21 protein-coding genes and 2 pseudogenes are annotated in these 20450 nt (G+C 52.0%); 10 read left to right on the top strand and 13 right to left on the bottom strand.

The features are described from left to right. Window positions 1-5 precede the first annotated feature (5 nt). Genes B9Z49_RS19250 through B9Z49_RS19215 form a run of 8 tightly spaced genes read right to left on the bottom strand, consistent with a single transcriptional unit; the run spans window position 6 to window position 8906 of the window. Window positions 6-893, bottom strand: coding sequence for a branched-chain amino acid ABC transporter permease (locus B9Z49_RS19250; RefSeq protein WP_108355064.1), 888 nt, complete (start codon window positions 891-893; stop codon window positions 6-8). Beyond that, a complete protein-coding gene (locus B9Z49_RS19245; RefSeq protein ID WP_199225115.1) occupies window positions 893-2941 on the bottom strand; it encodes a long-chain fatty acid--CoA ligase in 2049 nt (682 codons plus the stop codon). Before B9Z49_RS19245 ends, B9Z49_RS19250 begins: the two co-directional genes overlap by 1 nt. Next, a complete protein-coding gene (locus tag B9Z49_RS19240) occupies window positions 2938-3786 on the bottom strand; it encodes an ABC transporter ATP-binding protein (protein WP_108355063.1) in 849 nt (282 codons plus the stop codon). The genes B9Z49_RS19245 and B9Z49_RS19240 overlap by 4 nt, the downstream gene beginning before the upstream one ends. Continuing rightward, window positions 3783-4553: a TetR/AcrR family transcriptional regulator gene (locus tag B9Z49_RS19235; protein ID WP_158273546.1), complete on the bottom strand. Its 771-nt coding sequence runs from the start codon at window positions 4551-4553 to the stop codon at window positions 3783-3785. Before B9Z49_RS19235 ends, B9Z49_RS19240 begins: the two co-directional genes overlap by 4 nt. Continuing rightward, entirely contained in the window at window positions 4546-5310 is a 765-nt protein-coding gene (locus tag B9Z49_RS19230) for an enoyl-CoA hydratase/isomerase family protein (RefSeq protein WP_108355061.1), read from the bottom strand. The genes B9Z49_RS19235 and B9Z49_RS19230 overlap by 8 nt, the downstream gene beginning before the upstream one ends. Before the next feature lie 4 nt (window positions 5311-5314). Then, the gene (locus tag B9Z49_RS19225) at window positions 5315-6922 is read right to left on the bottom strand and encodes a carboxyl transferase domain-containing protein (protein WP_108355060.1); all 1608 of its coding nucleotides are present in this window, start codon (window positions 6920-6922) and stop codon (window positions 5315-5317) included. Then, a complete protein-coding gene (locus B9Z49_RS19220; RefSeq protein ID WP_108355059.1) occupies window positions 6919-7425 on the bottom strand; it encodes an acetyl-CoA carboxylase biotin carboxyl carrier protein subunit in 507 nt (168 codons plus the stop codon). The genes B9Z49_RS19225 and B9Z49_RS19220 overlap by 4 nt, the downstream gene beginning before the upstream one ends. Further along, window positions 7425-8906: an acetyl/propionyl/methylcrotonyl-CoA carboxylase subunit alpha gene (locus B9Z49_RS19215; RefSeq protein WP_233254721.1), complete on the bottom strand. Its 1482-nt coding sequence runs from the start codon at window positions 8904-8906 to the stop codon at window positions 7425-7427. The genes B9Z49_RS19220 and B9Z49_RS19215 overlap by 1 nt, the downstream gene beginning before the upstream one ends. A gap of 163 nt (window positions 8907-9069) precedes the next feature. Here B9Z49_RS19215 and B9Z49_RS19210 point away from each other — a divergent pair, with 163 nt between their 5' ends. The 5 genes and pseudogenes from B9Z49_RS19210 to B9Z49_RS19190 all read left to right on the top strand — a co-directional run bounded on the left by B9Z49_RS19210 (window position 9070) and on the right by B9Z49_RS19190 (window position 13371). Further along, window positions 9070-10278, top strand: a complete 1209-nt coding sequence (locus tag B9Z49_RS19210; RefSeq protein WP_108355101.1) for an acyl-CoA dehydrogenase family protein — start codon at window positions 9070-9072, stop codon at window positions 10276-10278. Further along, window positions 10275-11114: an SDR family oxidoreductase gene (locus tag B9Z49_RS19205; RefSeq protein WP_108355057.1), complete on the top strand. Its 840-nt coding sequence runs from the start codon at window positions 10275-10277 to the stop codon at window positions 11112-11114. Before B9Z49_RS19210 ends, B9Z49_RS19205 begins: the two co-directional genes overlap by 4 nt. 8 nt (window positions 11115-11122) lie before the next feature. Beyond that, a pseudogene (locus B9Z49_RS19200) lies at window positions 11123-12045 on the top strand (3-keto-5-aminohexanoate cleavage protein). A 10-nt stretch (window positions 12046-12055) separates the two neighbouring features. Continuing rightward, window positions 12056-12508, top strand: coding sequence for a MaoC family dehydratase (locus tag B9Z49_RS19195; protein WP_108355056.1), 453 nt, complete (start codon window positions 12056-12058; stop codon window positions 12506-12508). Continuing rightward, window positions 12505-13371, top strand: coding sequence for a CoA ester lyase (locus B9Z49_RS19190; protein ID WP_108355055.1), 867 nt, complete (start codon window positions 12505-12507; stop codon window positions 13369-13371). The genes B9Z49_RS19195 and B9Z49_RS19190 overlap by 4 nt, the downstream gene beginning before the upstream one ends. 27 nt (window positions 13372-13398) lie before the next feature. Here B9Z49_RS19190 and B9Z49_RS22090 read toward each other — a convergent pair whose 3' ends face one another. Further along, window positions 13399-13620 carry a hypothetical protein gene (locus B9Z49_RS22090; protein ID WP_199225119.1) on the bottom strand — a complete coding sequence of 74 codons (222 nt, stop codon included), beginning with the start codon at window positions 13618-13620 and terminating at the stop codon, window positions 13399-13401. Here B9Z49_RS22090 and B9Z49_RS19185 point away from each other — a divergent pair. The 3 genes from B9Z49_RS19185 to B9Z49_RS19175 all read left to right on the top strand — a co-directional run bounded on the left by B9Z49_RS19185 (window position 13519) and on the right by B9Z49_RS19175 (window position 16673). Then, complete coding sequence (locus B9Z49_RS19185) at window positions 13519-14685, top strand: IS4 family transposase (RefSeq protein ID WP_108355054.1); 1167 nt, start codon at window positions 13519-13521, stop codon at window positions 14683-14685. The two genes, B9Z49_RS22090 and B9Z49_RS19185, sit on opposite strands and share 102 nt — an antisense overlap. Before the next feature lie 35 nt (window positions 14686-14720). Continuing rightward, window positions 14721-15740 carry an NADP-dependent oxidoreductase gene (locus B9Z49_RS19180; RefSeq protein WP_199225114.1) on the top strand — a complete coding sequence of 340 codons (1020 nt, stop codon included), beginning with the start codon at window positions 14721-14723 and terminating at the stop codon, window positions 15738-15740. 162 nt (window positions 15741-15902) lie between these two features. Continuing rightward, on the top strand, window positions 15903-16673 hold the full coding sequence (locus B9Z49_RS19175; protein WP_108355053.1) for a DUF169 domain-containing protein: 771 nt from the start codon (window positions 15903-15905) through the stop codon (window positions 16671-16673). A 478-nt stretch (window positions 16674-17151) separates the two neighbouring features. Here B9Z49_RS19175 and B9Z49_RS19170 read toward each other — a convergent pair whose 3' ends face one another. The 3 genes and pseudogenes from B9Z49_RS19170 to B9Z49_RS19160 form a co-directional block, all read right to left on the bottom strand. Next, window positions 17152-18096: a nucleotidyl transferase AbiEii/AbiGii toxin family protein gene (locus tag B9Z49_RS19170; RefSeq protein ID WP_108355052.1), complete on the bottom strand. Its 945-nt coding sequence runs from the start codon at window positions 18094-18096 to the stop codon at window positions 17152-17154. Further along, window positions 18089-18700, bottom strand: coding sequence for a hypothetical protein (locus tag B9Z49_RS19165; RefSeq protein ID WP_108355051.1), 612 nt, complete (start codon window positions 18698-18700; stop codon window positions 18089-18091). Before B9Z49_RS19165 ends, B9Z49_RS19170 begins: the two co-directional genes overlap by 8 nt. 108 nt (window positions 18701-18808) lie before the next feature. Then, window positions 18809-19192: pseudogene (locus B9Z49_RS19160) on the bottom strand (tyrosine-type recombinase/integrase); the annotation flags it as partial. Between the two features lie 541 nt (window positions 19193-19733). Between B9Z49_RS19160 and B9Z49_RS19155 the strand changes: the two are divergent. Both B9Z49_RS19155 and B9Z49_RS19150 read left to right on the top strand, forming a co-directional pair. After that, a complete protein-coding gene (locus B9Z49_RS19155; protein WP_108355049.1) occupies window positions 19734-19970 on the top strand; it encodes a CopG family ribbon-helix-helix protein in 237 nt (78 codons plus the stop codon). A gap of 3 nt (window positions 19971-19973) precedes the next feature. Next, window positions 19974-20243, top strand: coding sequence for a type II toxin-antitoxin system RelE/ParE family toxin (locus B9Z49_RS19150; RefSeq protein WP_108355048.1), 270 nt, complete (start codon window positions 19974-19976; stop codon window positions 20241-20243). A gap of 9 nt (window positions 20244-20252) precedes the next feature. On the opposite strand, the gene B9Z49_RS22320 is transcribed toward B9Z49_RS19150, so the two are convergent. Beyond that, the coding region (locus tag B9Z49_RS22320) for a hypothetical protein (protein ID WP_233254720.1) at window positions 20253-20450 on the bottom strand (198 nt) is incomplete at its 5' end.

Below are 20450 nucleotides of genomic sequence, written 5' to 3'. Positions count from 1 at the left end.
GATCCTTAAACGCGTTCGATATGCTCTCGCCCGAAAAGTCCGTGAGGTCGGACAATGACGGTGAACAAAATGATCACAGAGGCAACAACATCACGTGTTCCACCACCCACCAACGGATCGAGCACGCCAGCTGCCACACTCTCTACGATCCCTACAATGAGTCCGGCGATGAGCACGCCAGGCACGCTGTCTAGCCCGCCAAGAATGGCAATGGCAATGGCCTTAAGTAGCAATTGAGATAGTGTCCAATCGACACCCTGAACCGATCCCCAAAGAACACCAGCTGCCCCGGCGGAAGCTCCTGCGATACCCCAAGCTATTGCGATTAGCTTCTCTACCTTAATGCCAACGGCCCAAGAAGCCACTGCATCATCAGACACTGCACGCATCCGCACCCCCAATGAAGTGTTGTAGAAAAGGATTGCACTAGCGACAAACACAAGAGCTATGCATCCTCCTGCCAGATATGCTCTATTAATAAGGATGTCGGCCACTATCAGAGGTGCCTGCGAAATACCGATATCTAAACGCTTTACTGTGGAACCTAGTAAGCCTGGCACAAGTCCGCGCAATAGAATCTCTAGGCCCAACGTCAACATAATGACCATGACGACGGGTTGTCCAATCATGCGGCGAAGAAGAAAGCGCTCAGTCAGTACACCTACGAAGAACATTAGAACGACCGATAGTGGAATAGCAGCCCACGCTGGAATACCAAGCATGGCGGCAATAGTGACGCATGCATAACCTCCAGCCATGCAAAATGCACCCTGCGCCAAGTTGGCATATCGAGAGGCTTTATAGACGACAACTATGCCCAAAGCGACCAGGGAGTACATTAAACCCACTAGGGCTCCGTTGATAGAGAGTTCGGCAATTAGCAAGATGTCCATCAGTCCATGCTCCTCAAGTTAAGGCTTCGTTGCAGCAAGCCTGTGCGACCATCTTCATACGTGATTCGTACGTCCAAATCGAAAAGAGATTGCTTTTCCCAATTCGGCGCATGAAGAGCTTCAATCAAGGAGCCGTAGCGCTCTTCAATGACATTCCGGCGTAACTTACGAGTACGCGTAATCTCACCATCATCAGGATCGAAATCCTTTGGCAGACTTACGAAACGATTCACCCGAAGCTCGGGTTTCAGAACCGTATTAACATGCTTGATAGCGTCTTGTAATAGATCCAGCACCGCGGGTAATTGCGACAACTCCGCATAGGAGGTGTAAGCGAATCCTCGCTGCTCGGCCCAGTGTCCAACCGAGTCGAAGTCTATGCAAACCAGAGCGCACAACCGCTCGCGACCTGCGCCCACAACCGCTGCATTGCGAACGTAAGGACTGAACTTGATACGATTTTCAATGTAGTTGGGGACAAAACGCTCGCCGCTGGCGGTGTAGACAACTTCACTAACGCGGCCTAAAACCACAAGGTCTCCGTCCGGCTCCAGGTAACCGGCGTCTCCCGTAGCGAGCCAACCATCTTTGAGGACTTCTGCCGTGGCAATAGGATTTTCGTAATATCCCGGGAACACTGAGTCCGACCGCACTAGGATCTCGCCACTCTCTGCGATGCGCACTTCGACGCCAGGCAGAGGTTGGCCGACTGTGTGTAGCTTCACATTGCCGTCTCGCTGTATCGCACTCATCGCGGCAGTTTCACTCTGACCATAGAACTGTTTGAGATTAATCCCAAGTGCGCGGAAGGTAACAAAGGTATCCTCGCCGAGTGCTTCTCCTCCCGTATAAGCACGCTTAGCGTGAGAGAGGCCTAAATAATCTTTGATCGATGCAAAGATCATTACCTCACCCATTGCACGCATTGCTCGTTGGGCAATGCCGGAACTTCGCCCTTTGAGTTTGTCGCGTTCAATCTTTACTGCGACCGCCATAAAATATCCATATAGCCAGCGCTTGAGTGGTGTCGTTTCAGCGATACCGACTTGCAACCTTGTTAGCATCGCGTCCCACGCGCGGGGAGCTGCAAGGTACATCGTCGGTGCAACTTCACGTAGATCGTGGAGTATGGTTTCTTGGCGTTCAGGAATGTGCGTAGTAAACGCAAGCACCACTCCACCACCCAGGGTAAATACAAAATCACCGACCCAAGCCATAGGCAAATAAGCGTAGTGTGTTTCGTGACGCGTAAAGCTACCTGCAGCTTGTGCATTGCGCACGCCTCTAACGATGTTCAAGTGCGTAAGGGGAACTCCCTTAGGCTTGCCGGTCGTTCCAGAAGAATGCATGAGCACAGCGAAGTCTTCGGGTTGCGCACTCGTAAGCAGGCGATGCGCCAAACCGACCTCATTGATCAAGCGTGCACGACCTGCTTCCAGAAGATTGACCAGTGATTCGAGACCAGGCTCGGTATAGGCATGCAATCCACGCGGGTCGTGATAGACAATAATTTGGGGACGGCCCCCTGTCTGTTTGCGCAGTTCAAGCAGCTTGTCTACTTGCTCCTGATCCTCGGCAATCGCCACTTTTGGATTTCCGAGTTGGCTGTATTGCAATAATTCGTTTGGAGGAACGTCACTGTAGACTGGTGCGGGCCATGCGCGCAGTGACATCGCTGCCAGCATCGATAAATAAAGGCGAAGGCGGTTATCTCCAATAATGAGCATTGCCTCATTTGCATTTAGGCCGTGCTGCTCAAGAGATGCCGCTAAGGCGAGTACGTCTGCAAGAATCTCGTCCCAAGCCCATTCATGCCATATGCCACGATCGCGCTCTCGGAACGCTGCCCGTCGCCCTTCGTGTTTCGCGTTGTGTGCAAGACACGCCAGCAGGGTACTGGGTTCTTCCGAAGACTCAATGGAAAGCCTTTCGACTAGTTCGTTGACGAGCTTTAGAAGTTCAGGACTGCAGCGACCTGCTGGCATTCTGGCCCCAGCATGGGTCGAGGCGCCTGCACCAAAGTTCTGTGAAAGAACGGATGCGTTCATGCTACGACTCCCGAGCGCTGTGCCCCTCGTTTTCCAAGATAGGCTTCTACCACTTGAGGCGAAGAAATTGCTGAGCGTGGCTCACCGCTTGCTATGGCTTCACCGTTGCTTAGAACCAGCACTTCGTCGCAGATCGAGGTAACCACGTCCATATGGTGCTCGATTAGTAATATGGTCACACCGCGTTCATCACGGGTGTCTAGGATAAAGCGCGCAATGTATTCCTTTTCTTCCTGATTCATACCGGCCATCGGTTCATCGAGAATTAGGAACCGCGGTTCTGATGCGAGCGCGCGTGCTAGTTCAACACGCTTTTGCAAACCAGGAGGAATTGATTCGACGGGTTCGTCTCGAATGTCCTGCAATTGTAGAAAGTCAATAACGTCCTCTACAACTTCTCGATGTGCAATTTCTTCCTTCGCGGCCCAGACCCAGTAAAAGAGTGAGGCTAGAGCGCTTGGTCGCATGTGTACGTGCCGCCCTAGAAGAATGTTGTCTAGTACGCTCATTCCTCGGAAAAGTGCTAAGTTCTGGAATGTTCGGGCGACCGAGCGTTGTGCAACTTTATAGGGTTGCAAACCAGTGATCTCTTGACCAAATAACCGCACACTTCCCACCTGTGGTGGATAGAAGCCCGTAACGACATTGACCAAGGTCGTTTTACCGCTTCCGTTCGGACCTACAAGTCCTACGATACTCCCAGATGCGATTGTCAGGTCCACTCCTTTGAGTGCATGAAGTCCCCCAAAATAGCGCTCAACTCCGCGACACTCGAGTACCGGCACATCGAATTTTTGTTGGCTCCCTAGGCGGGTTTCAACTTCGGAGTTGTGGTTGATGATCATTTTTTCCGCTCTTTCTTTGCCGGCGATTTGGTGTTTAAGATTTTTTCCAGCCGTTCTAATCTGTCCTCGATGCTCATATCAGGTTCCTGTACACCAGGTAGACCATTTAGCACTTGGTCGGTATAAGTTGCTGCAAGTTTCTCAACGTCAACCTTATGCTCGCCGAAAAGTACCGGCCACATCAGGTGCTCAATCCCACCATAGACCACTGAACGAACTAGGCTGTAATCGACCGTCTTTGCTACTTCACCATCCACGATGGCTTGCTGTATGGTTTGACGTAGAAAGTCGGTGTAGCACACGTTGAGGCCGTGCAGAACCGAGGTTTGATACCCCGAAAACGTTCGCACTTCGTGCAAGATGAGGCGCGCAAAACCAGAACACTCTGTATAGAAGCGTAGGTGCCGCCAAACGATAAAGCGGAGACGTCCACGTAGACCGGTAATGCGAGCAAAGCCCTGACCCACATCGGTTATTAGAGGTTCGTAGAGTTCGCGTAGTACCTCGTTCAATAGATCGCGTTTGGTAGGGAAATAGCGAAAAACCAACCCCTCAACAACCCCCACTCGAGCAGCAATCTCGCTGACTGCAGCGCGCTCAAAGCCTTTCTCGAGAAATACTTCTCGAGCCGCGCTCAAAATTTCTATCTCGCGCTGTTGGCGCCGAGCTGACTTCTCGCTTTTTTCAGTTTCATTAACTCGTAGTTTCACTGTGCCTTCTCCTGGAAAAGCAACGATGTTGCCACGTGCTGCTAATGCTTTAGCCACGGTGACCTTTCGCAAATGCTTTGACGCGTGAACGGAATTCTTCAGTACCACTACAAACTAGGAATGAATTCAATTCACGGTCGAGCCAAGTTGAAAGTTCTGGAATACGACCCGCCATGAAGAGGGACTTAGATGCCGTTGATGGCAAACGAATTAGGCGCAGTACCAAGGCTTTTACTTCATCCTCCACGTCTGCTTCGTCAATTACCTTCTGGACGAGACCAAGCCTTTCAGCATCGTCCATATTTATGGTGTCGGTCAGCAAGAGCAGTTGTAGTGCCCGAATAGATCCCAAACGAGAGATCAAAGCATGGCTCAGGCCAAGATCAGGTGTAGTGCCTAACTGCGGGTAAGCGAAAACCATCCGTGCAGAACGCTCTGCAATAAGAATGTCGCAAGCTAAAGCAAAGGAAGCACCTCCTCCTGCTGCAGTACCCCTAAGCAGTCCCACTATAGGAACGGGCAATGAAGCTAGCCGGAGCAACGCCGCCTGAGCAGGTTGAATTAACGATTGGATGTATGCGGGAAGGTTATCCAGATTGGAAGCCATGGCCTTTACATCGGCGCCTACGCAAAACATCGGACCTTCTGACCTCACTACAACACAGCGAAGGCTCTCATCCATGTGAAGTGTGTCGGCATGCGTCTGCAATGCGTCTATCCATTCGCGCGTAACTGCATTGCGTAATTCGGGGCAACAGAGCGTTAGGGTGGCGACGCAGCCCTCACGCTCAAGTCTAATCGGTTGATCTCTCATTTAATTACATCCGAAAGACACCGTAGCTGGGAGGCTTGATCGGCGTGTTTAGGGCAGCGGAGAGGGCGATACCTAAAGAATTGCGTGTATCTAAAGGATCCAAAATACCGTCGTCCCATATTCGTGAAGTGGAGAAAAGAGCGCTGGATTGACGCTGGTAATCTTCAAGTACCGGATTGCGAATAGCTGCCACGGACTCATCGCTGAGAGAATCGCCTGTTCGCGAGAGTTGCCGCAACTTGATGTCTACAAGCACGTTGGCGGCCTGCTCGGCCCCCATCACGGAGATCTGGCTTTGCGGCCACATAAAAAGAAAGCGTGGATCGAAGGCTCTACCGGACATTCCGTAATTTCCGGCACCGAAGGAGCCATTGCAGATCACTGTGAACTTGGGAACCTCAGAGCCCGCTACGGCCATAATCATCTTGGCACCGTCTTTAGTGATGCCTTGACGCTCATACTCTCGACCTACCATGAAACCTGTAATATTTTGAAGAAAAACAATAGGTGTACGGTTCTGGTTGCAAAGTTCGATGAAATGAGCACCTTTCTGTGCGCTGTCGCTGAAAAGCACGCCGTTGTTAGCTAGGATGCCGACCTTATATCCCCAGATATGCGCATAGCCGCATAACAATGTCGTACCGTAGGCGGGTTGATACTCGTGGAAGCGACTTCCATCAACGATACGGGCAATCACTTCACGCATATCAAACTGAATTTTGATGTCGCGAGGAATGATTCCGTAAAGCTCTTGAGGGTCATATGCGGGAGCCTCTGGCTCTTGCCACTCAACATCAGCCTTTGCTGGACGATGCCACTGTGCCACTACGTCGCGTGCGATCGCAATTGCTTCGAACTCATTGCTTGCCGGGTAGTCAGCGGTTCCGGACATACGGGTATGCACATCGCAGCCACCAAGATCATCGGCGCTGACTTCTTCGCCCGTCGCAGCCTTAACTAAGGGCGGACCACCAAGGAAGATAGCCCCATTACCGCGCACGATCACGTTGTAGTCTGACAGAGCAGGCACATAAGCACCACCTGCTGTGCAGTGCCCCATCACAATAGCGACCTGTGGGACGCCGATCTTGGAAAGAATGCTTTGGTTACGGAAGATCCGCCCAGCAAGATGGCGGTCGGCAAACAGATCAGCCTGCAGTGGAAGAAATCCACCAGCACTGTCGCATAGGTGAACTATAGGTAGACGGTTCTCGACGGCAATATCCGTAGCGCGCACAATCTTCTTCACAGAGAGTGGATACCACGCCCCACCCTTCACACTCGCGTCAGACGCATGAATCATCACCTCACGACCGGACACGATGCCGACTCCCGTGACAATACCTGCACCTGGTACTTCACCGTCATAGTCCATATTTGCAGCAAGTGTTGATAACTCCAGGAAAGGCGTGCCGGGATCTAGCAATCTTTTAATACGGTCTCGGACGAACATTTTGTTCTGTCGCTGTAACCGTTGCATGTCGCGCTCCGGTCGGCTATTCCGAACGATATCTTGCATGCGGTGAAGTTCGGTAGCAAGCTGCTTGTTATGCCTCAGGTTGGCCTGGAAATCAGCTGAATTGATGTTGAGTAGTGATTCAATTCTTTTCATTTTTCCGCCTTCGCTGCACTGAGCGTGACGAGCAACGCATCTCGTTCAAATGTTTGTCCTTGCAGTACGTGAACGTCCTGCACTACGCCGTCGATGGTCGCGCAGATGGAGGTTTCCATCTTCATGCTTTCGATGACTACCATTTGGTCGCCACGTTGCACCTCCTGGCCTGGTTGCACTGCAATTGAGATTACGGCGCCTGGCATGGGTGCACGCGACAAAGCTTCCGAGGTATCGCTTTTTTGGCTGGCGAATCGAACAAGGCTGTGCAAGTAGCTCAGCATGAACGTCTCTCCATCATGGTGCAGATACACATCGTCCCCTCTAATTGCAAAGTAAAGGCTGGTATGCACATCATTGACTTTGCAGTTAATGTGGTTATCCCCCCGTGCAAGTAGTGCGATTGGGATACGGCTATCTCCTCGGATTAGTTCATAGCCAACTCGTGAGCGAGAGAGCCACAACTCGTACGTTTCACCGGAAATTTGGAAAGCATGTTCCATCAGTTCCTCCAGTGACCGATTGCGGCATGCAATTCGGGTACTGCGTCTGCCGAATCCTTGACAGGCCGGGACAAAATTGCAGCAGCGGCAAGAAGAGTATCAAGTGTTTCTAGACGTAATGCGGGCTCGGCAGCCACTTCAGGGTGTGCATCTAAAAATCCAGTATGAACTTCGGCCGAAACAAACACAGGATGGTTGAGCAGGCGGCGAAGGAAAGCCAGATTAGTCTTGAAACCCAGAAGCACATAATCGCGAAGAGCTTCATTGGCGCGTGCCATTGCTTCCTTCCGATCTGATCCTGTGATGATCAGCTTGGCAAGCATTGGGTCAAATGCAGCAGTAATGTTTTGGCCGGCGTTAATTCCGCTGTCTACACGTACGCCTTCTCCGGTAGGCTCCCTTAGAAGAAGTACAGGACCGGTGGTCGGCAGGTAACCCGCAGCGGCATCTTCCGCGTATATGCGAAACTCAATAGCATGACCACGTGGCTTCAGATCTGACTGCTTAAAAGGCAAGCGCTCACCTAAGGAAATTCGCAGTTGCTCGGCGACGAGGTCCACTCCAAGCAATTGTTCAGTAACAGGATGCTCCACCTGCAGCCGAGTATTCATTTCTAAGAAGTAGAACTCGTCGTTCGTGCCGTAGATAAACTCAACAGTTCCAGCGTTTCGGTAACCAGCGCTACGCGCAATCTCTGCGGCGGTTTCGCAAATCTCGTGTCGACGTTTATCTGTAAGTGCTGGAGAGGGTGCCTCTTCAACAATTTTTTGAAAACGACGCTGCACCGAACATTCACGCTCGTACAAGTGCACCAAGTTTCCATGTATGTCGCCGAGGATCTGAACCTCGATATGGCGAGGATTCTCGATGTAGCGTTCAACATAAAGTCGACCATCACCAAAGTAGCGCTGGCCTTCGCTGCGCGCGCGCAAGATCTCGGATTCGAGATGCTCTGCCGCGCGCACCACACGCATACCCTTGCCTCCACCTCCAGCTGCAGGCTTGATCACCAGTGGAAATCCGACCTGCACCGCACGCTGCAAAAAAGTTGCTGGATCTTCCTCCTCTATGGCAGAGGGTGCCACAGGAAATCCTTGCTTCTGAACGAAGGCGCGCGCACGCACCTTATCACCCATTAGGTCAATCGCCTCAGGTGTTGGGCCAATGAAAACGATGCCAACTTCATCGCAGGCACGTGCGAAGTCGGCATTTTCGGATAGGAAGCCATACCCAGGATGCACAGCGCCTGCGCTGCACTCAAGAGCGGCAGCAAGTATTTGTTTAGCGTCAAGATAGGCGGCAACGGGGGTAACACCTCTGATCTCGATCGACTGATCCGCGTACTTAACTCCTGGCGAGTCCCTATCAGCTGCGTGGAATACAACTACCGCCCGCATTCCAAGCGCCTGCACGCTCCGCACGATACGCATGGCAATCTCACCGCGATTAGCAATCAGAACTGTACTGAAACTTTTCTGCAATTTTCTACTCCGCCAGCGTCAATTACCGGCACATGAACGAAGACTTTAGTGAGTATGACTCAGCTTTATAATTAGTGTTTTCCCTAGTGATCAATTGGAAATGTTGGATTTTAATGAGCGTGACTCAAAAATTTAATTTGTATTCAGCAACACAGGAAAAATGATGTCAACATTTACTGCCACAACTGGTGCAACGCAGATATTCAGTGGACTCAGCGACGACGAAATTGAGGTCCTCACGCAGTCTGATCGCTTCGCGCAAGCGGAGCTATACCCGCTTGCGAAACGCATGGATGCAGAGGAGTGGTGGCCAACCGAGATATTTCCACTGATGGGGCGCAACGGATATTTCGGTATCACCGCACCGCCGGAAGTTGGAGGCTCCGGCGCAGACCTATTTACGAGCGGTTTAATTTTGCAAGCTTTTGCACGCTGGAATCATGCGCTGGCCTTGTCTTGGGTTTCTCACGAAAACCTGTGCTTGCACAACATCCTCCGCAACGCAACCTCTGAACAGATCAATAAGTACGTGCCTAAAATGTGTAGGGGCGAAACAATAGGCGCGCTCGGGCTCACTGAACCAGGTGCCGGTTCAGACGCACTGGGTTCTATGCGCACTACCGCTACGCTGGACGGTGATCACTACATGCTCAACGGCAGCAAACTTTACATCACCAATGGTCCGGTAGCTGACGTACTGTTAGTTTATGCAAAAACAGAGCCGCAGCTAGGCGCGAAGGGCATCTCTGCCTTCATTGTGGAAAGTGGATTCCCAGGCTTTAAGGTGGCTCAAAAGCTAATCAAAATGGGCTTTCGAGGCAGTCAAACAGCAGAGCTGGTTTTTGAAGATTGCCGTGTCCCAGTAGCCAATCGAATCGGCGAAGAGAATACAGGTGTGAAAGTTTTGATGAGCGGCCTTGACTTAGAGCGCGCGATGATTTCACCGATTTGCCTTGGTATTGCCGAGCGTGCATTTGACCTTTGTATGGATTACGCGCGAACCAGAGAGCAGTTTAAAAAGCCGATCGCCAGCTTCCAGATGATTCAGGACAAGCTTGCAAAAATGTACGTATGGGTAGAGTCCATGCGGCTTTTTACCTATCAAACCCTTCGTGCTGCATCTGCAGTGGGTGACCATGGTGAAGCGGGGCGCGGTGATATCCACAAGATCACGGCTGCTTCAGTGATGATGGCCGCTGAGACCATGAACCTAGTGCTAAACGAGGCCGTTCAAATCCATGGCGGTACCGGCTATATCTGGGAGTCTGAGATAAACCGTCTTTATCGCTCTATCAAACTGCTCGAAATCGGTGCTGGTACAACCGAAATTCGTAAGATCATTATTAGCGGCGAACTGTTAAAAAATTCATGAACTCAGAAGACGTTTGGACCACGCCGACCGTCTTCCGGTCAGACCTTTTCGAAGGTCAGAACATACTGGTTACAGGTGGCGGCTCTGGTATTGGCCGAGCGGTTAGTGTGCTTGCTGCTCGTTTGGGTGCAAATGTCATCATTTGTGGCCGTACATCTGAGAAGCTTGAGCGTGTTAGTGAAGAGGCCCGTGAGCACGGCTTGCACATACAGCCGATAACCACAAATATCCGCGAGCAAGAACAAGTTGAAGAGTTGTTTTCGGTCATCGGAAAAGAGCACGGGCCTTTGGCGGCGGTTGTAAATAATGCTGGCGGCCAATTTTCTCAACAAGCCATTGATTTCAGTATAAAGGGCTGGAAGGCTGTGGTCGATACCAATCTCAACGGTACATGGATGATGATGCAGGCGGCCGCAAAACACTGGCGATCACTGGAGACTGAAGGGAATATAGTTAACATCGTCGCCGTGGTGGACCGTGGGATGCCAGGTATTGCACACACCGCGGCAGCTCGTGCTGGTGTGATAGCCGCGTCGCGCACTGTTGCTGTCGAATGGGCACCACTGCGCGTTCGAGTTAACTGTCTTGCCCCAGGTGTAATTGCCAGCTCAGGCCTAGAGGTTTACCCCCCTGAGGCGCAGAAAGAATTTCCTTTAGCTAATCCACTTAAACGGCCAGGGTCCTTGCGTGAAATAGCCGAGGCGGCGATTTACCTTGCAAGTTCGGCTTCGACTTTCATGACTGGCGAGGTCATGACTGTCGATGGAGGCGGTCGCCTTTGGGGCGAGCTTTGGACGGCGGGTCGTCCTGACTACTACCTTCAAAAACCCACCTAATACGTATCATGACTAAATCCAATAAAGTCATCATCACCTGTGCCGTCACAGGCTCCATTCATACACCGTCGATGTCACCACACCTACCCGTGACGGCGCAAGAGATAGCCGATGCAGCGGTCGGCGCAGCCGATGCTGGTGCTGCCATAGTCCATTTGCATGCACGCAATCCAATTGACGGCCGTCCGGATCAGAGCCCCGATGCGTTTGAGCCTTTCTTGCGTTCCATTAAGGATCGCAGTAGTGTGGTTTTGAATATAACCACAGGCGGCTCACCCTTCATGTCAGTTGAAGAGCGCATCCGCCCGGCTTTAGTGTGGAAGCCTGAACATGGGTTCAATGAACTTTGGGTTATTTCCAATGCTACGGCGGTTCAAGGAGTTCAAGCATGACTGGGAACCCCAAATGCTTGAAAATTCGCGAGATCTCGTTTTTCGCAACTCTTTTAATGACATCGAATATGCGCTGCGCAAACTTAACGAGACCGGGGCACGTTACGAGTTTTGAGTGCTATGACACAAGTCACCTCTACAACCTGCACCACTTCTGGCAGGAAGGGTTAGTGCAGGCACCACTCCTCATACAGGGTGTCTTCGGTCTTTTAGGAGGAATAGGCGCACATCCAGACGACTTTTCTCATATGAAGCGCACAGCCGATCGGCTCTTTGGAGACAACTATCGCTGGTCTGCGCTAGGTGCTGGACGCAGCCAAATGTTCATAGCTGCGCTGAGCGCTGCCGGCGGTGGCCATGTGCGTGTAGGCCTAGAAGATTCTCTGTGGGGCGGTCGCGGCAGACTTTCTGTATCGAATGCGGAGCAGGTGCGGCAGGTCCGCACGATCATTGAAGGGCTGGGCCTAGAAGTCGCTAGTTCCGAAGATGCGCGTGACTTACTGTCGCTCAAGGGCGCTAACAACGTCAACTTTAAATAAAGGATTACACATGGCAGGACTTTGGTTAGAGGAATTTGAAAAGGGTCGTGTTTTTGAGCACGAGATTCGACGCACGGTGACAGAAGCTGACAATATCTGGTTTTGTGGTGCTACGTATAACCCTGCAGCTATCCACATCGATGCTGAATATTGCAAGTCAACAGAATTCAAACATCCTCTGGTAAACAGTATCTTCACCTTGGGTTTAGTCATTGGGCTAACCGTCCAAGATACGACATTGGGCACAACTATCGCGAACCTCGGCATGACCGATACGCGCTTTCCTAACCCGGTATTCGCTGGCGACACAGTGCATGTTAAGACCACAGTCATTGACATACGAGATAGCAAGTCACGTCAGAATGCAGGCATCGTCACTTTTTTGCACCAGGGCTTTAACCAGGACAACAAAGAAGTCTGCACTTGTACGCGGCAAGCGCTGATGCTTAGGAAGCCTGTATGAAATTGCGATCACTACTTTTTGTACCTGGGGATAGCGAGCGCAAACTTCAGAAGGCTATTGACAGCAATGCCGATGTCCTAATTTTAGATTTGGAGGATTCCGTAGCTGCTTCTCGCAAGCCGATTGCTCGTGGCATGGTCTCAGACTACATACGAAGTCAGGCGAAAAACCATAACGCTGCTCTATATGTTCGTATTAATCCGCTGGACTCTTCAAGTGCTATGGTTGACCTCGCAACGGCATGCGTCCCAGGACTCGCTGGAATCCTATTACCCAAAACGCAGGGGTTTGAAGACATCATTCGGCTGGGCTATTGCCTTGACGCACTGGAAGCCAGGGTGGGTATCGAGCATGGTACCGTCAAAATTCTTCCTGTGGCAACTGAAACGCCACAGGCCGTCCTGCGAATGAATGGCTTTGTTCCGTCTCCAAGGCTATCAGGCGTCACTTGGGGTGCGGAAGACCTGTCAGCCGCGATCGGCGCATTCTCTAATCGGGATGAGGAAGGTGGGGACTGGTCTCCGCTTTATATCTGGGCCGGCGCGCTTTGTCTGGCCGCCGCTGCGGCCGCTAAGACGCAGGCAATTGATACGTTACATGCAAACTTCCGAGACGATGCAGGGCTTCGAACAGCATGCCGTATATCCCGCCGGCGGGGTTTTCGCGGACGAATAGCAATACACCCGGATCAGGTAGACATGATAAATGAGGCGTACTCGCCGTCGGAAGCTGAACTAGCACACGCACGCCGCATCGTCGAGGCTTTCGCGGCTAATCCTGATGTCGGCACCCTTAGCATTGATGGCTGCATGGTAGATATGCCTCATCTGGCGCAGGCGCGACACACGCTAGGCCACAATTGAATAGGAATCAGTAGTGTCCCAACGTTTTCACATCAGGGCTTCGTAAGTTAATGATTTACCTTGGTTTTTTGGCATTTCAGTCTGGTCTCGATTTGAACTTCGATTCCATGACTTATGGTCTTTTGCGTTCGCACGCAAAGGACCGCAATGAACAAAGGCAAGCTTGTTTTCTCTCAACTCATGGCGTTTCTGCCCCTGAGCACTTTCCGTCGATGCGTGTCTGCGCACCGCGGCGATCACAAGGTTCAAGAGTTCACCTGCATGGATCAGTTCTTGACCATGGCCTTTGCGCAGTTGACCTACCGCGAGTCTTTGCGCGACATCGAGGTCAATTTGCGTGCTCAAGCCAAGCGGCTGTATCACATGGGTCTGCGCTGCAAGACAGTTTCTCGAAACACCTTGTCCAACGCCAATGCAACCCGGCCTTGGCAAATCTACGCCGACTTCGCGCAACACCTGATCGCCATGGCGCGCCCGCTGTATGCCAAAGAGCCGATGGCGATCGACTTGGATGCCACCGTCTACGCCTTCGATGCCACGACGATAGACCTGTGCCTGTCGGTTTATCCGTGGGCCCCGTTTCGCGCGAACAAGGCGGCTATCAAACTGCACACCCTGTTGGATCTGCGCGGCTCCATACCCACTTTCATTCACATCAGCGACGGCAAGACCCACGAGGTCAACACCTTGGACTTGCTGGACATCGAGCCTGGCGCCTATTACCTGCTCGATCGTGGCTACTTGGATTTCCAGCGACTGTTTGCAATCCATCAGGCCAACGCCTTCTTCGTCACCCGAGCCAAGTCCAATACCAAATTCAAGCGGCGCTACTCCAACCCCGTAGACCGGGCCAACTCGAACATCGTGTGCGATCAGACAGGTGTGCTGACCATCTTTTATTCCAGCCAACACTATCCCGCCACGCTGCGCCGTGTGGTGGTCAAGGACGACACTGGCAAACGCATCACGTTTTTGACCAACAACTTCGCCCTCAAACCCGAATTGATTGCAGACCTGTACCGCCAGCGCTGGCAGGTCGAATTGTTTTTCAAATGGATCAAGCAGCACCTGCGGATCAAGACGTTTTATGGCACCAACGAGAACGCGGTCAAGACGCAAATCTGGATCGCGGTCTGCACATACGTGCTGATCGCGATTGCCAAGAAACGCTTGCATCTGCCCAACAGTCTTCATGAAATCCTACAAATCTTGAGCTTGACCATGTTTGAAACAACCCCAATAAATCAACTACTTACACCAACCGAGCCTGACAAACATTTGGAATTTGAGCCTCAACAGCTCTCTCTCCTCTGAAAAACGTTGGGACACTACTGAATAGGAATTAATTGATGCTGACCACGACAAATCGCCAAGTCCTACTTGCACAGAGACCAGACGGTATTCCACAAAATGAGCACTTCCGCATCGTTGAGACAGAGATACCCCCGTTGAAAATCGGCGAGGTGTTAGTGCGTAATGAGTGGCTTTCAGTCGAACCCGCCATGCGCGGCTGGGTCAATAGTGTAGGTAACTACAGTAAGCCAGTGGGAATTGGCGAAGTTATGCGTTCCTTCGCAGCGGGGCGCATAGTCGCTTCTTTGCATCCTGATTGGGACGTGGGGACTCCCGTTACTGGCATGTTCGGATGGCAAGAATATGCCTCGGTCCCAGTCTCGGCAATATCCCGCAAGGTGGGCGAGGAAGACCTTCCACTTTCCACTTCCTTGGGTGTAATGGGCATCAACGGAGTGACAGCGCACTACGGACTACTCGAGATTGGGCAACCGCTTGCGGGGCAAACCGTTGTTGTATCTACTGCTGCAGGCGCGGTCGGCTCGCTGGTAGGACAGATCGCTAAGCTTTATGGCTGCCGAACCATCGGAATCACGGGTGGTGAGACAAAGCGTCAGTTATGCCTGAATGCCTTTGGATACGACATTGCTTTGGATTACAAGTCACCCGACTTCGAGTCCCAACTGCGGACCGCATGCGAAAATAGCGTTGACATTTATTTCGATAATACATCGGGCGCTATTTCCGACACAGTTCTGATGCAACTTGCGCTGAACGCGCGGGTAGTGATCTGCGGGACCGCATCCATACCCAGCTGGACACCACCGCCACAAGGACCACGCGTTGAGCGCCATCTGCTCGTCAAACGGGCGAGGATGCAGGGCTTCGTGATTTTTGATCATGACGATCATGAACCGAAGGCACGAGCGGACATCGCACGCTGGCTGCGCGAGGGAGGTCTCCAGTACCGTGAAGACATACTCGACGGAATCGAAAATGCCCCAGATGCCATTGCTGGCCTGTACCGTGGCGAAAATCTCGGCAAGCGATTAATTCGTTTGCACAAGGGCGTCTGATTACAAAAATGAACCGTGCAAAGACCTGTGCAAAGGCATTTTTAATGCCTGCTGAGTTACGGGGTCAAGACCACCTGCTTTACAAAGTAAGAATCTTCCACACACCTTTAGCTGCCTGATATTTTATAAACCCCGTCTGTTAACTTCTTCAAAGGAGTTCTTGTGATCACTGATTTGCAGCGATTAAGTGCCGACCTTGAGCGCCTTCTTAAGCTAAGAAGCCATCCTATAGGAATGAAACTGTATACGCGTTCCGAGGACATGCTAACCATCCCGAAGCTTAGGCGTCCAAAAGCTGTGCATACCCTCGATCAGGTGGTCGGACAAGCAGCCCGTCTTGGTTGGACAATTGGAGTGACTGCAGAAAATCTTTACGGCGCACAGTGTCGAGCCGTGGTCGGTCTTGGAAATGCAAAGGACGCAAATTGGCGCTCCGGTAAATCTATGGTCGGGGTTTGGTACATGACTGAAGCAGACGCATCGGCCCACCAGTCGGCAATGCATTGTGTAGAAGATGGAATCTACGAAGGCCTAGTGATCTCACCCCTGTCTAGCGGTCGATTGTTTCTGCCAGACATCGTACTTTTCTACGCCACACCAGGAGCGATGATGTACTTTATCAATGGATTGCAGTGGAGCGGATATAAACGCTTTGATTGGTCTGTGGTTGGTGAGTCTGCGTGTGCAGACTCTTGGGGTAGGGCACTGAAATCGCGTCAACCGAGTCTGTCGATCCCTTGCTTTGCTGAGAGACGTTACGGTGGTGTGCTCGATGACGAAATGTTGATGGCAACACCGCCGGAGTTCATAGATAAGGCAATTGCAGGAATGCAGGCGCTAGCAGGTAATGGTTTACGTTATCCCTTTGCCACCTACGGCATCCAGCAAGATGTTCAAGATGGCATGGGAGTGACTTACTCGTCACGAAAATAATTTACAAGTCGACTAACGAACATGCTCAATAAAAGGACACTAGTCAAGTTTTAATCATTGGTCGTGGCAGTTCCTTGAATATGTTCGGTATATGTTTCGTGCAAGTCGGATTGCCTATTACAAAAAGTAGAGACCATCGGCACCAATTTCCCCCGAATGTCCGCAAATAGGAACAACAGATTATTTGGCTGTCCAGACCAACTGACTCCAGTTAATGCAAAGAATTAAGTTCAGCAAGTTTACTGACAGACTACTTATGGCGCAGGCAGCCATGGCTGTAACCCGATGTCTCGTAACGCTGCATTCCAGACCTTCGCCCTTGTAAGTCGCCTAAAGGCGGCGGATTCAACAGGCCATTCGCTATACAGTGCACCTATTGACCGGTCTACAGCCCACAGCAGTCACAGCTCAAAGGGCCGCTTGAAATGACCCCTGAAAATGACTGCTTGTGGCCACGTATCCACCCAAATTTCGAGAGTCACATCGAATCCAGATGCTCCTTGATCCTGGCAAGCAGTTGGTCAAACTCCGGTTGACCCCTGTAATAAAGTGCAGATGACTTCCGGTATTCCCGTGCGAAGAGGTCTCGCTGCACAGGATCACTCAGGGTGAATGCAGGATTTTTGGCAATGACCAACTCATCACCGGACCGGAAGCGCTGAACCTTGCGTTCCTGGTATGCGGCAGTCTGCATGAACGCTTGCACCTCCTGAAGCTCAAGAAGGCAGTACACATCGTAATAGTGCCGAAGAAAATTGGCGGGGAAGGCCTTGGCCTCGGCCAGCCTCCGGTACTTGGTCGAGATGGTCTGGAGTTTTTCAACGAAGGTGTGTGTGGGCGCATAACAAGGGACATCCACAGCGCGGTTGTCCAAGACCTGAACACCTCGATCCCGGGCAAACTCCAAAGCCCACGAAGAAATGGTCACAGCGCGATTGGGCGCCGTGTCATCAAACCCCAGCTCCAGCAAGATGCCATCTTTCACGCCAGACAAACTGGTCGTGCGCGGGGAATAGTTCAGACGAATGCCTGCGCTGCGCATCTTGTTATCGTCAAAGAAGGTGTCCCGCTCAACGCTGACAACGCCAGGAATGCGAATGCGTTTAGCCAGCTCGTCGTAAAAGGCCAGCCGCGATGCGATGTGTGCCGGCTTGTCCTGGTTGCGGCCGGTTTTTACGTCCAAGTCATCTGGTGGCTCGATGCGGATGTCAATGTCTTCCGAAAATCGATGAATCATCCCAAAGCCTTTGGACAAGGATGTGCCGCCTTTGAGCTCGAACACAAAACCCTGAGCCTGAAGGCCCCACAGGCCATGCATGATCCAGTAGTCTTTTTCGACCAGCATGGGATCAAGCCCTCGGTCGTTGGCGACAACAGCAAGCAATTGGTCGAAGTCGCGCCGGTCGTGAAGAAATTCAAGCAACCATCCACTCCCGAAAGCGTTTGCGTGTAGCCATGTTGCCGTAGCTTTCGACAGCCTCTTGCAAGCGCTTGAGATCAAAGGAGGACAACTTGTTGCGTGCCTGGCTGAGCACCATATCGCGGTCTTCGGCCAGTTCGTCCAGGTTGTTGAGCAAATCCACGTAGAGGAACTCCCGGCTCAGCTTTTTAGGAAAGCGAGGCTTGACCCGGAAGTCGAACTGCCGATTGCCCAGTTGGAAGACGCCATGGCGCTTATGGTTGTAAACCAGCGTGCGGTTGTAGAGCTGGGTAGTGCCCAGGCCAACCGCGTTGTAAGACGAGGGCGAGAACACCAGGAACTCCTTGTCGCGCAGAAAACCTTTCACCACCTTATCGTCGGTAGGCGGGAGTGGACCAAAGCTGGATTGTTTGGGTGCGTGGTAAAGCCCTTGGGCCAGTTTTTGAAGCTTGCCCATGGCCACCAGTTCGCGCAGATGCCGATCAATGGCATTGCTCAGAAAAGTCAAATCCTCGCGCCGGTAGACGTGGCCCGCGCGCAGGCCTGCCGCCAGGTGCGCAGTGGCGCCCTTCAAAGACGGGGTATGAAGTGAGGCAGCGACGGTCATGAATGTTTATTCATTGAAGTTTCATGCATTTTACTGACTTTTCCAAAAATGCACACAGCAACACATCATGGCCACCGCCATCCCTCTGAGGGACACCCCTTTGACAGCTCAGATCTCTGTTTGCTCAGAAATCTCCAAGGCATCATCTACCTCTATGCCAAGGTATCTCACCGTAGATTCCAGCTTGGCGTGTCCGAGCAACAACTGCACGGCTCGAAGGTTTTTTGTACGGCGATAGATCAGCGTCGCCTTGGTCCCTTGCATCGAATGGGTCCCATACTCGGAACGATCCAGACCAAGCTCGTCTACCCAGTGCCCAAGAATTCGGGCGTACTGCCGCGTACCCAGGTGCGGCGAATCGTGAAGCCGACTGGGGAAAAGAAAGTCATCTGACTTCATGGCAGCTTGTTTGATCCAGGCCTGTAACGCCTCCCTTGTGACTGCGGTGATCTCGAACTGAACTGGACGCTTGGTCTTGTGCTGCATGACGATGACTGCAAATGGGTGCGGCAGTCAACTCACGCCTTCGCTGCTTAGTTGTCGTTAACTTTGACCCAATTATTCCCAAGGCTACTCAGCATTACGGAGCCATTAGCGCCGCCTTGCAATAATTCAGCCGTCATCTACGAAAACTGGGGATATTGAGAATTAAGGGCTAAAACAGGGGCCAAATTTTATTTGACGAGGGAATTTCAAATCCCCGCAGCCCACCATTACTCTGTTTAAAGGCCGCTAGGTATCACTACTTAGCGGCTTTTTTTATAGGTAAATCAATGACTTATGCACCATTAAAGGCTGCAAGGACCATTGAACACAGAAAAGTAACCGGGAACATATCAGGGAACAAGACTGGGTAAATGCCTGTTTTTTGCAGTTGTTCCCCTATTTGACTGGAAAGCTCCCCGGCTCAATCACATGGTCTTAATTTCCTCGGCTCAAGAGCTCTTGCCCAGGGACGCCGTCGCCCGGATTGATCTTTGGGTTTGTGAAGTGGATAATGCGTTGTATTACACATGCACAAAGGTGTTACGCCATGTCCGCCAGAACCATCAACGTACGCCTGCCCGAGGCGCTTTACAACCAGATTGAAGAGCTGGCCAAGGCGACCGCCCGGACCAAGAGCTTTCTGGCCATCGATGCGCTGACCCATTATGTGCAAAGTGAATCCTGGCAGATTCGTGACATTCACGAAGGCGTTAAGGAGGCCGATGCAGGCGAATTCGCAACCGACAAGCAGGTCAAAGCGGTGTTTGCCAAATACGGCGCTTGATCGATGTTGATCAAGTGGACCAGGGGGGCGCTCGCGTCTGTTGATGACATCGCTGGCTTCATCGCCAAAGACAACCCGGCCCGCGCCACCAGCTTTGTACTGGAGTTGCAGGCCGCTGTGGCCAAACTTCAGGCCCATCCTGGCATGGGTCGAGCTGGCCGCGTCCCTGGCACGCGTGAGCTGGTCCTGCACAAGAACTACATCGCCATTTACCGCGTGCGTGGCGACAATGTTGAAATTTTGAGACTGCATCACGCAGCCCGAAACTTATGACCAACCGGGTCAGCCCTTGAAGCTGACCTTTGACCGCAAACCAACCCGTCCCTGGCTAAAACCTCGGCGGGTTTTTTTCATTGTGCGCCCAGCATGGGCGCACACCTGCGGGTGCAAGTCCCGCTGCGAGCTGGTCACAGTGAGCAAAGTGAAACGCAACTGCGTGAGGGTGACCGAACGTGGGAAGGAAGCGTGGATCGTAAATCG

The sequence above is a fragment of the Limnohabitans sp. 2KL-51 genome (assembly GCF_003063645.1).
Taxonomy (GTDB): Bacteria; Pseudomonadota; Gammaproteobacteria; order Burkholderiales; family Burkholderiaceae_C; genus Limnohabitans_A.
The sequence above is the reverse complement of the archived record's forward strand: the minus strand, read 5'-3'. Positions and strand labels throughout refer to the sequence as shown.

Coding starts and splice junctions, on each gene's coding strand:
- B9Z49_RS19165 (WP_108355051.1), bottom strand. CDS start 18,700: ATGACCGTCGCTGCCTCACTTCATACCCCGTCTTTGAAGGGCGCCACT.
- B9Z49_RS19250 (WP_108355064.1), bottom strand. CDS start 893: ATGGACATCTTGCTAATTGCCGAACTCTCTATCAACGGAGCCCTAGTG.
- B9Z49_RS19185 (WP_108355054.1), top strand. CDS start 13,519: ATGAACAAAGGCAAGCTTGTTTTCTCTCAACTCATGGCGTTTCTGCCC.
- B9Z49_RS19205 (WP_108355057.1), top strand. CDS start 10,275: ATGAACTCAGAAGACGTTTGGACCACGCCGACCGTCTTCCGGTCAGAC.
- B9Z49_RS19230 (WP_108355061.1), bottom strand. CDS start 5,310: ATGAGAGATCAACCGATTAGACTTGAGCGTGAGGGCTGCGTCGCCACC.
- B9Z49_RS19155 (WP_108355049.1), top strand. CDS start 19,734: ATGTCCGCCAGAACCATCAACGTACGCCTGCCCGAGGCGCTTTACAAC.
- B9Z49_RS19195 (WP_108355056.1), top strand. CDS start 12,056: ATGGCAGGACTTTGGTTAGAGGAATTTGAAAAGGGTCGTGTTTTTGAG.
- B9Z49_RS19180 (WP_199225114.1), top strand. CDS start 14,721: ATGCTGACCACGACAAATCGCCAAGTCCTACTTGCACAGAGACCAGAC.
- B9Z49_RS19150 (WP_108355048.1), top strand. CDS start 19,974: ATGTTGATCAAGTGGACCAGGGGGGCGCTCGCGTCTGTTGATGACATC.
- B9Z49_RS19210 (WP_108355101.1), top strand. CDS start 9,070: ATGTCAACATTTACTGCCACAACTGGTGCAACGCAGATATTCAGTGGA.
- B9Z49_RS19220 (WP_108355059.1), bottom strand. CDS start 7,425: ATGGAACATGCTTTCCAAATTTCCGGTGAAACGTACGAGTTGTGGCTC.
- B9Z49_RS19245 (WP_199225115.1), bottom strand. CDS start 2,941: ATGAACGCATCCGTTCTTTCACAGAACTTTGGTGCAGGCGCCTCGACC.
- B9Z49_RS19240 (WP_108355063.1), bottom strand. CDS start 3,786: ATGATCATCAACCACAACTCCGAAGTTGAAACCCGCCTAGGGAGCCAA.
- B9Z49_RS19190 (WP_108355055.1), top strand. CDS start 12,505: ATGAAATTGCGATCACTACTTTTTGTACCTGGGGATAGCGAGCGCAAA.
- B9Z49_RS19225 (WP_108355060.1), bottom strand. CDS start 6,922: ATGAAAAGAATTGAATCACTACTCAACATCAATTCAGCTGATTTCCAG.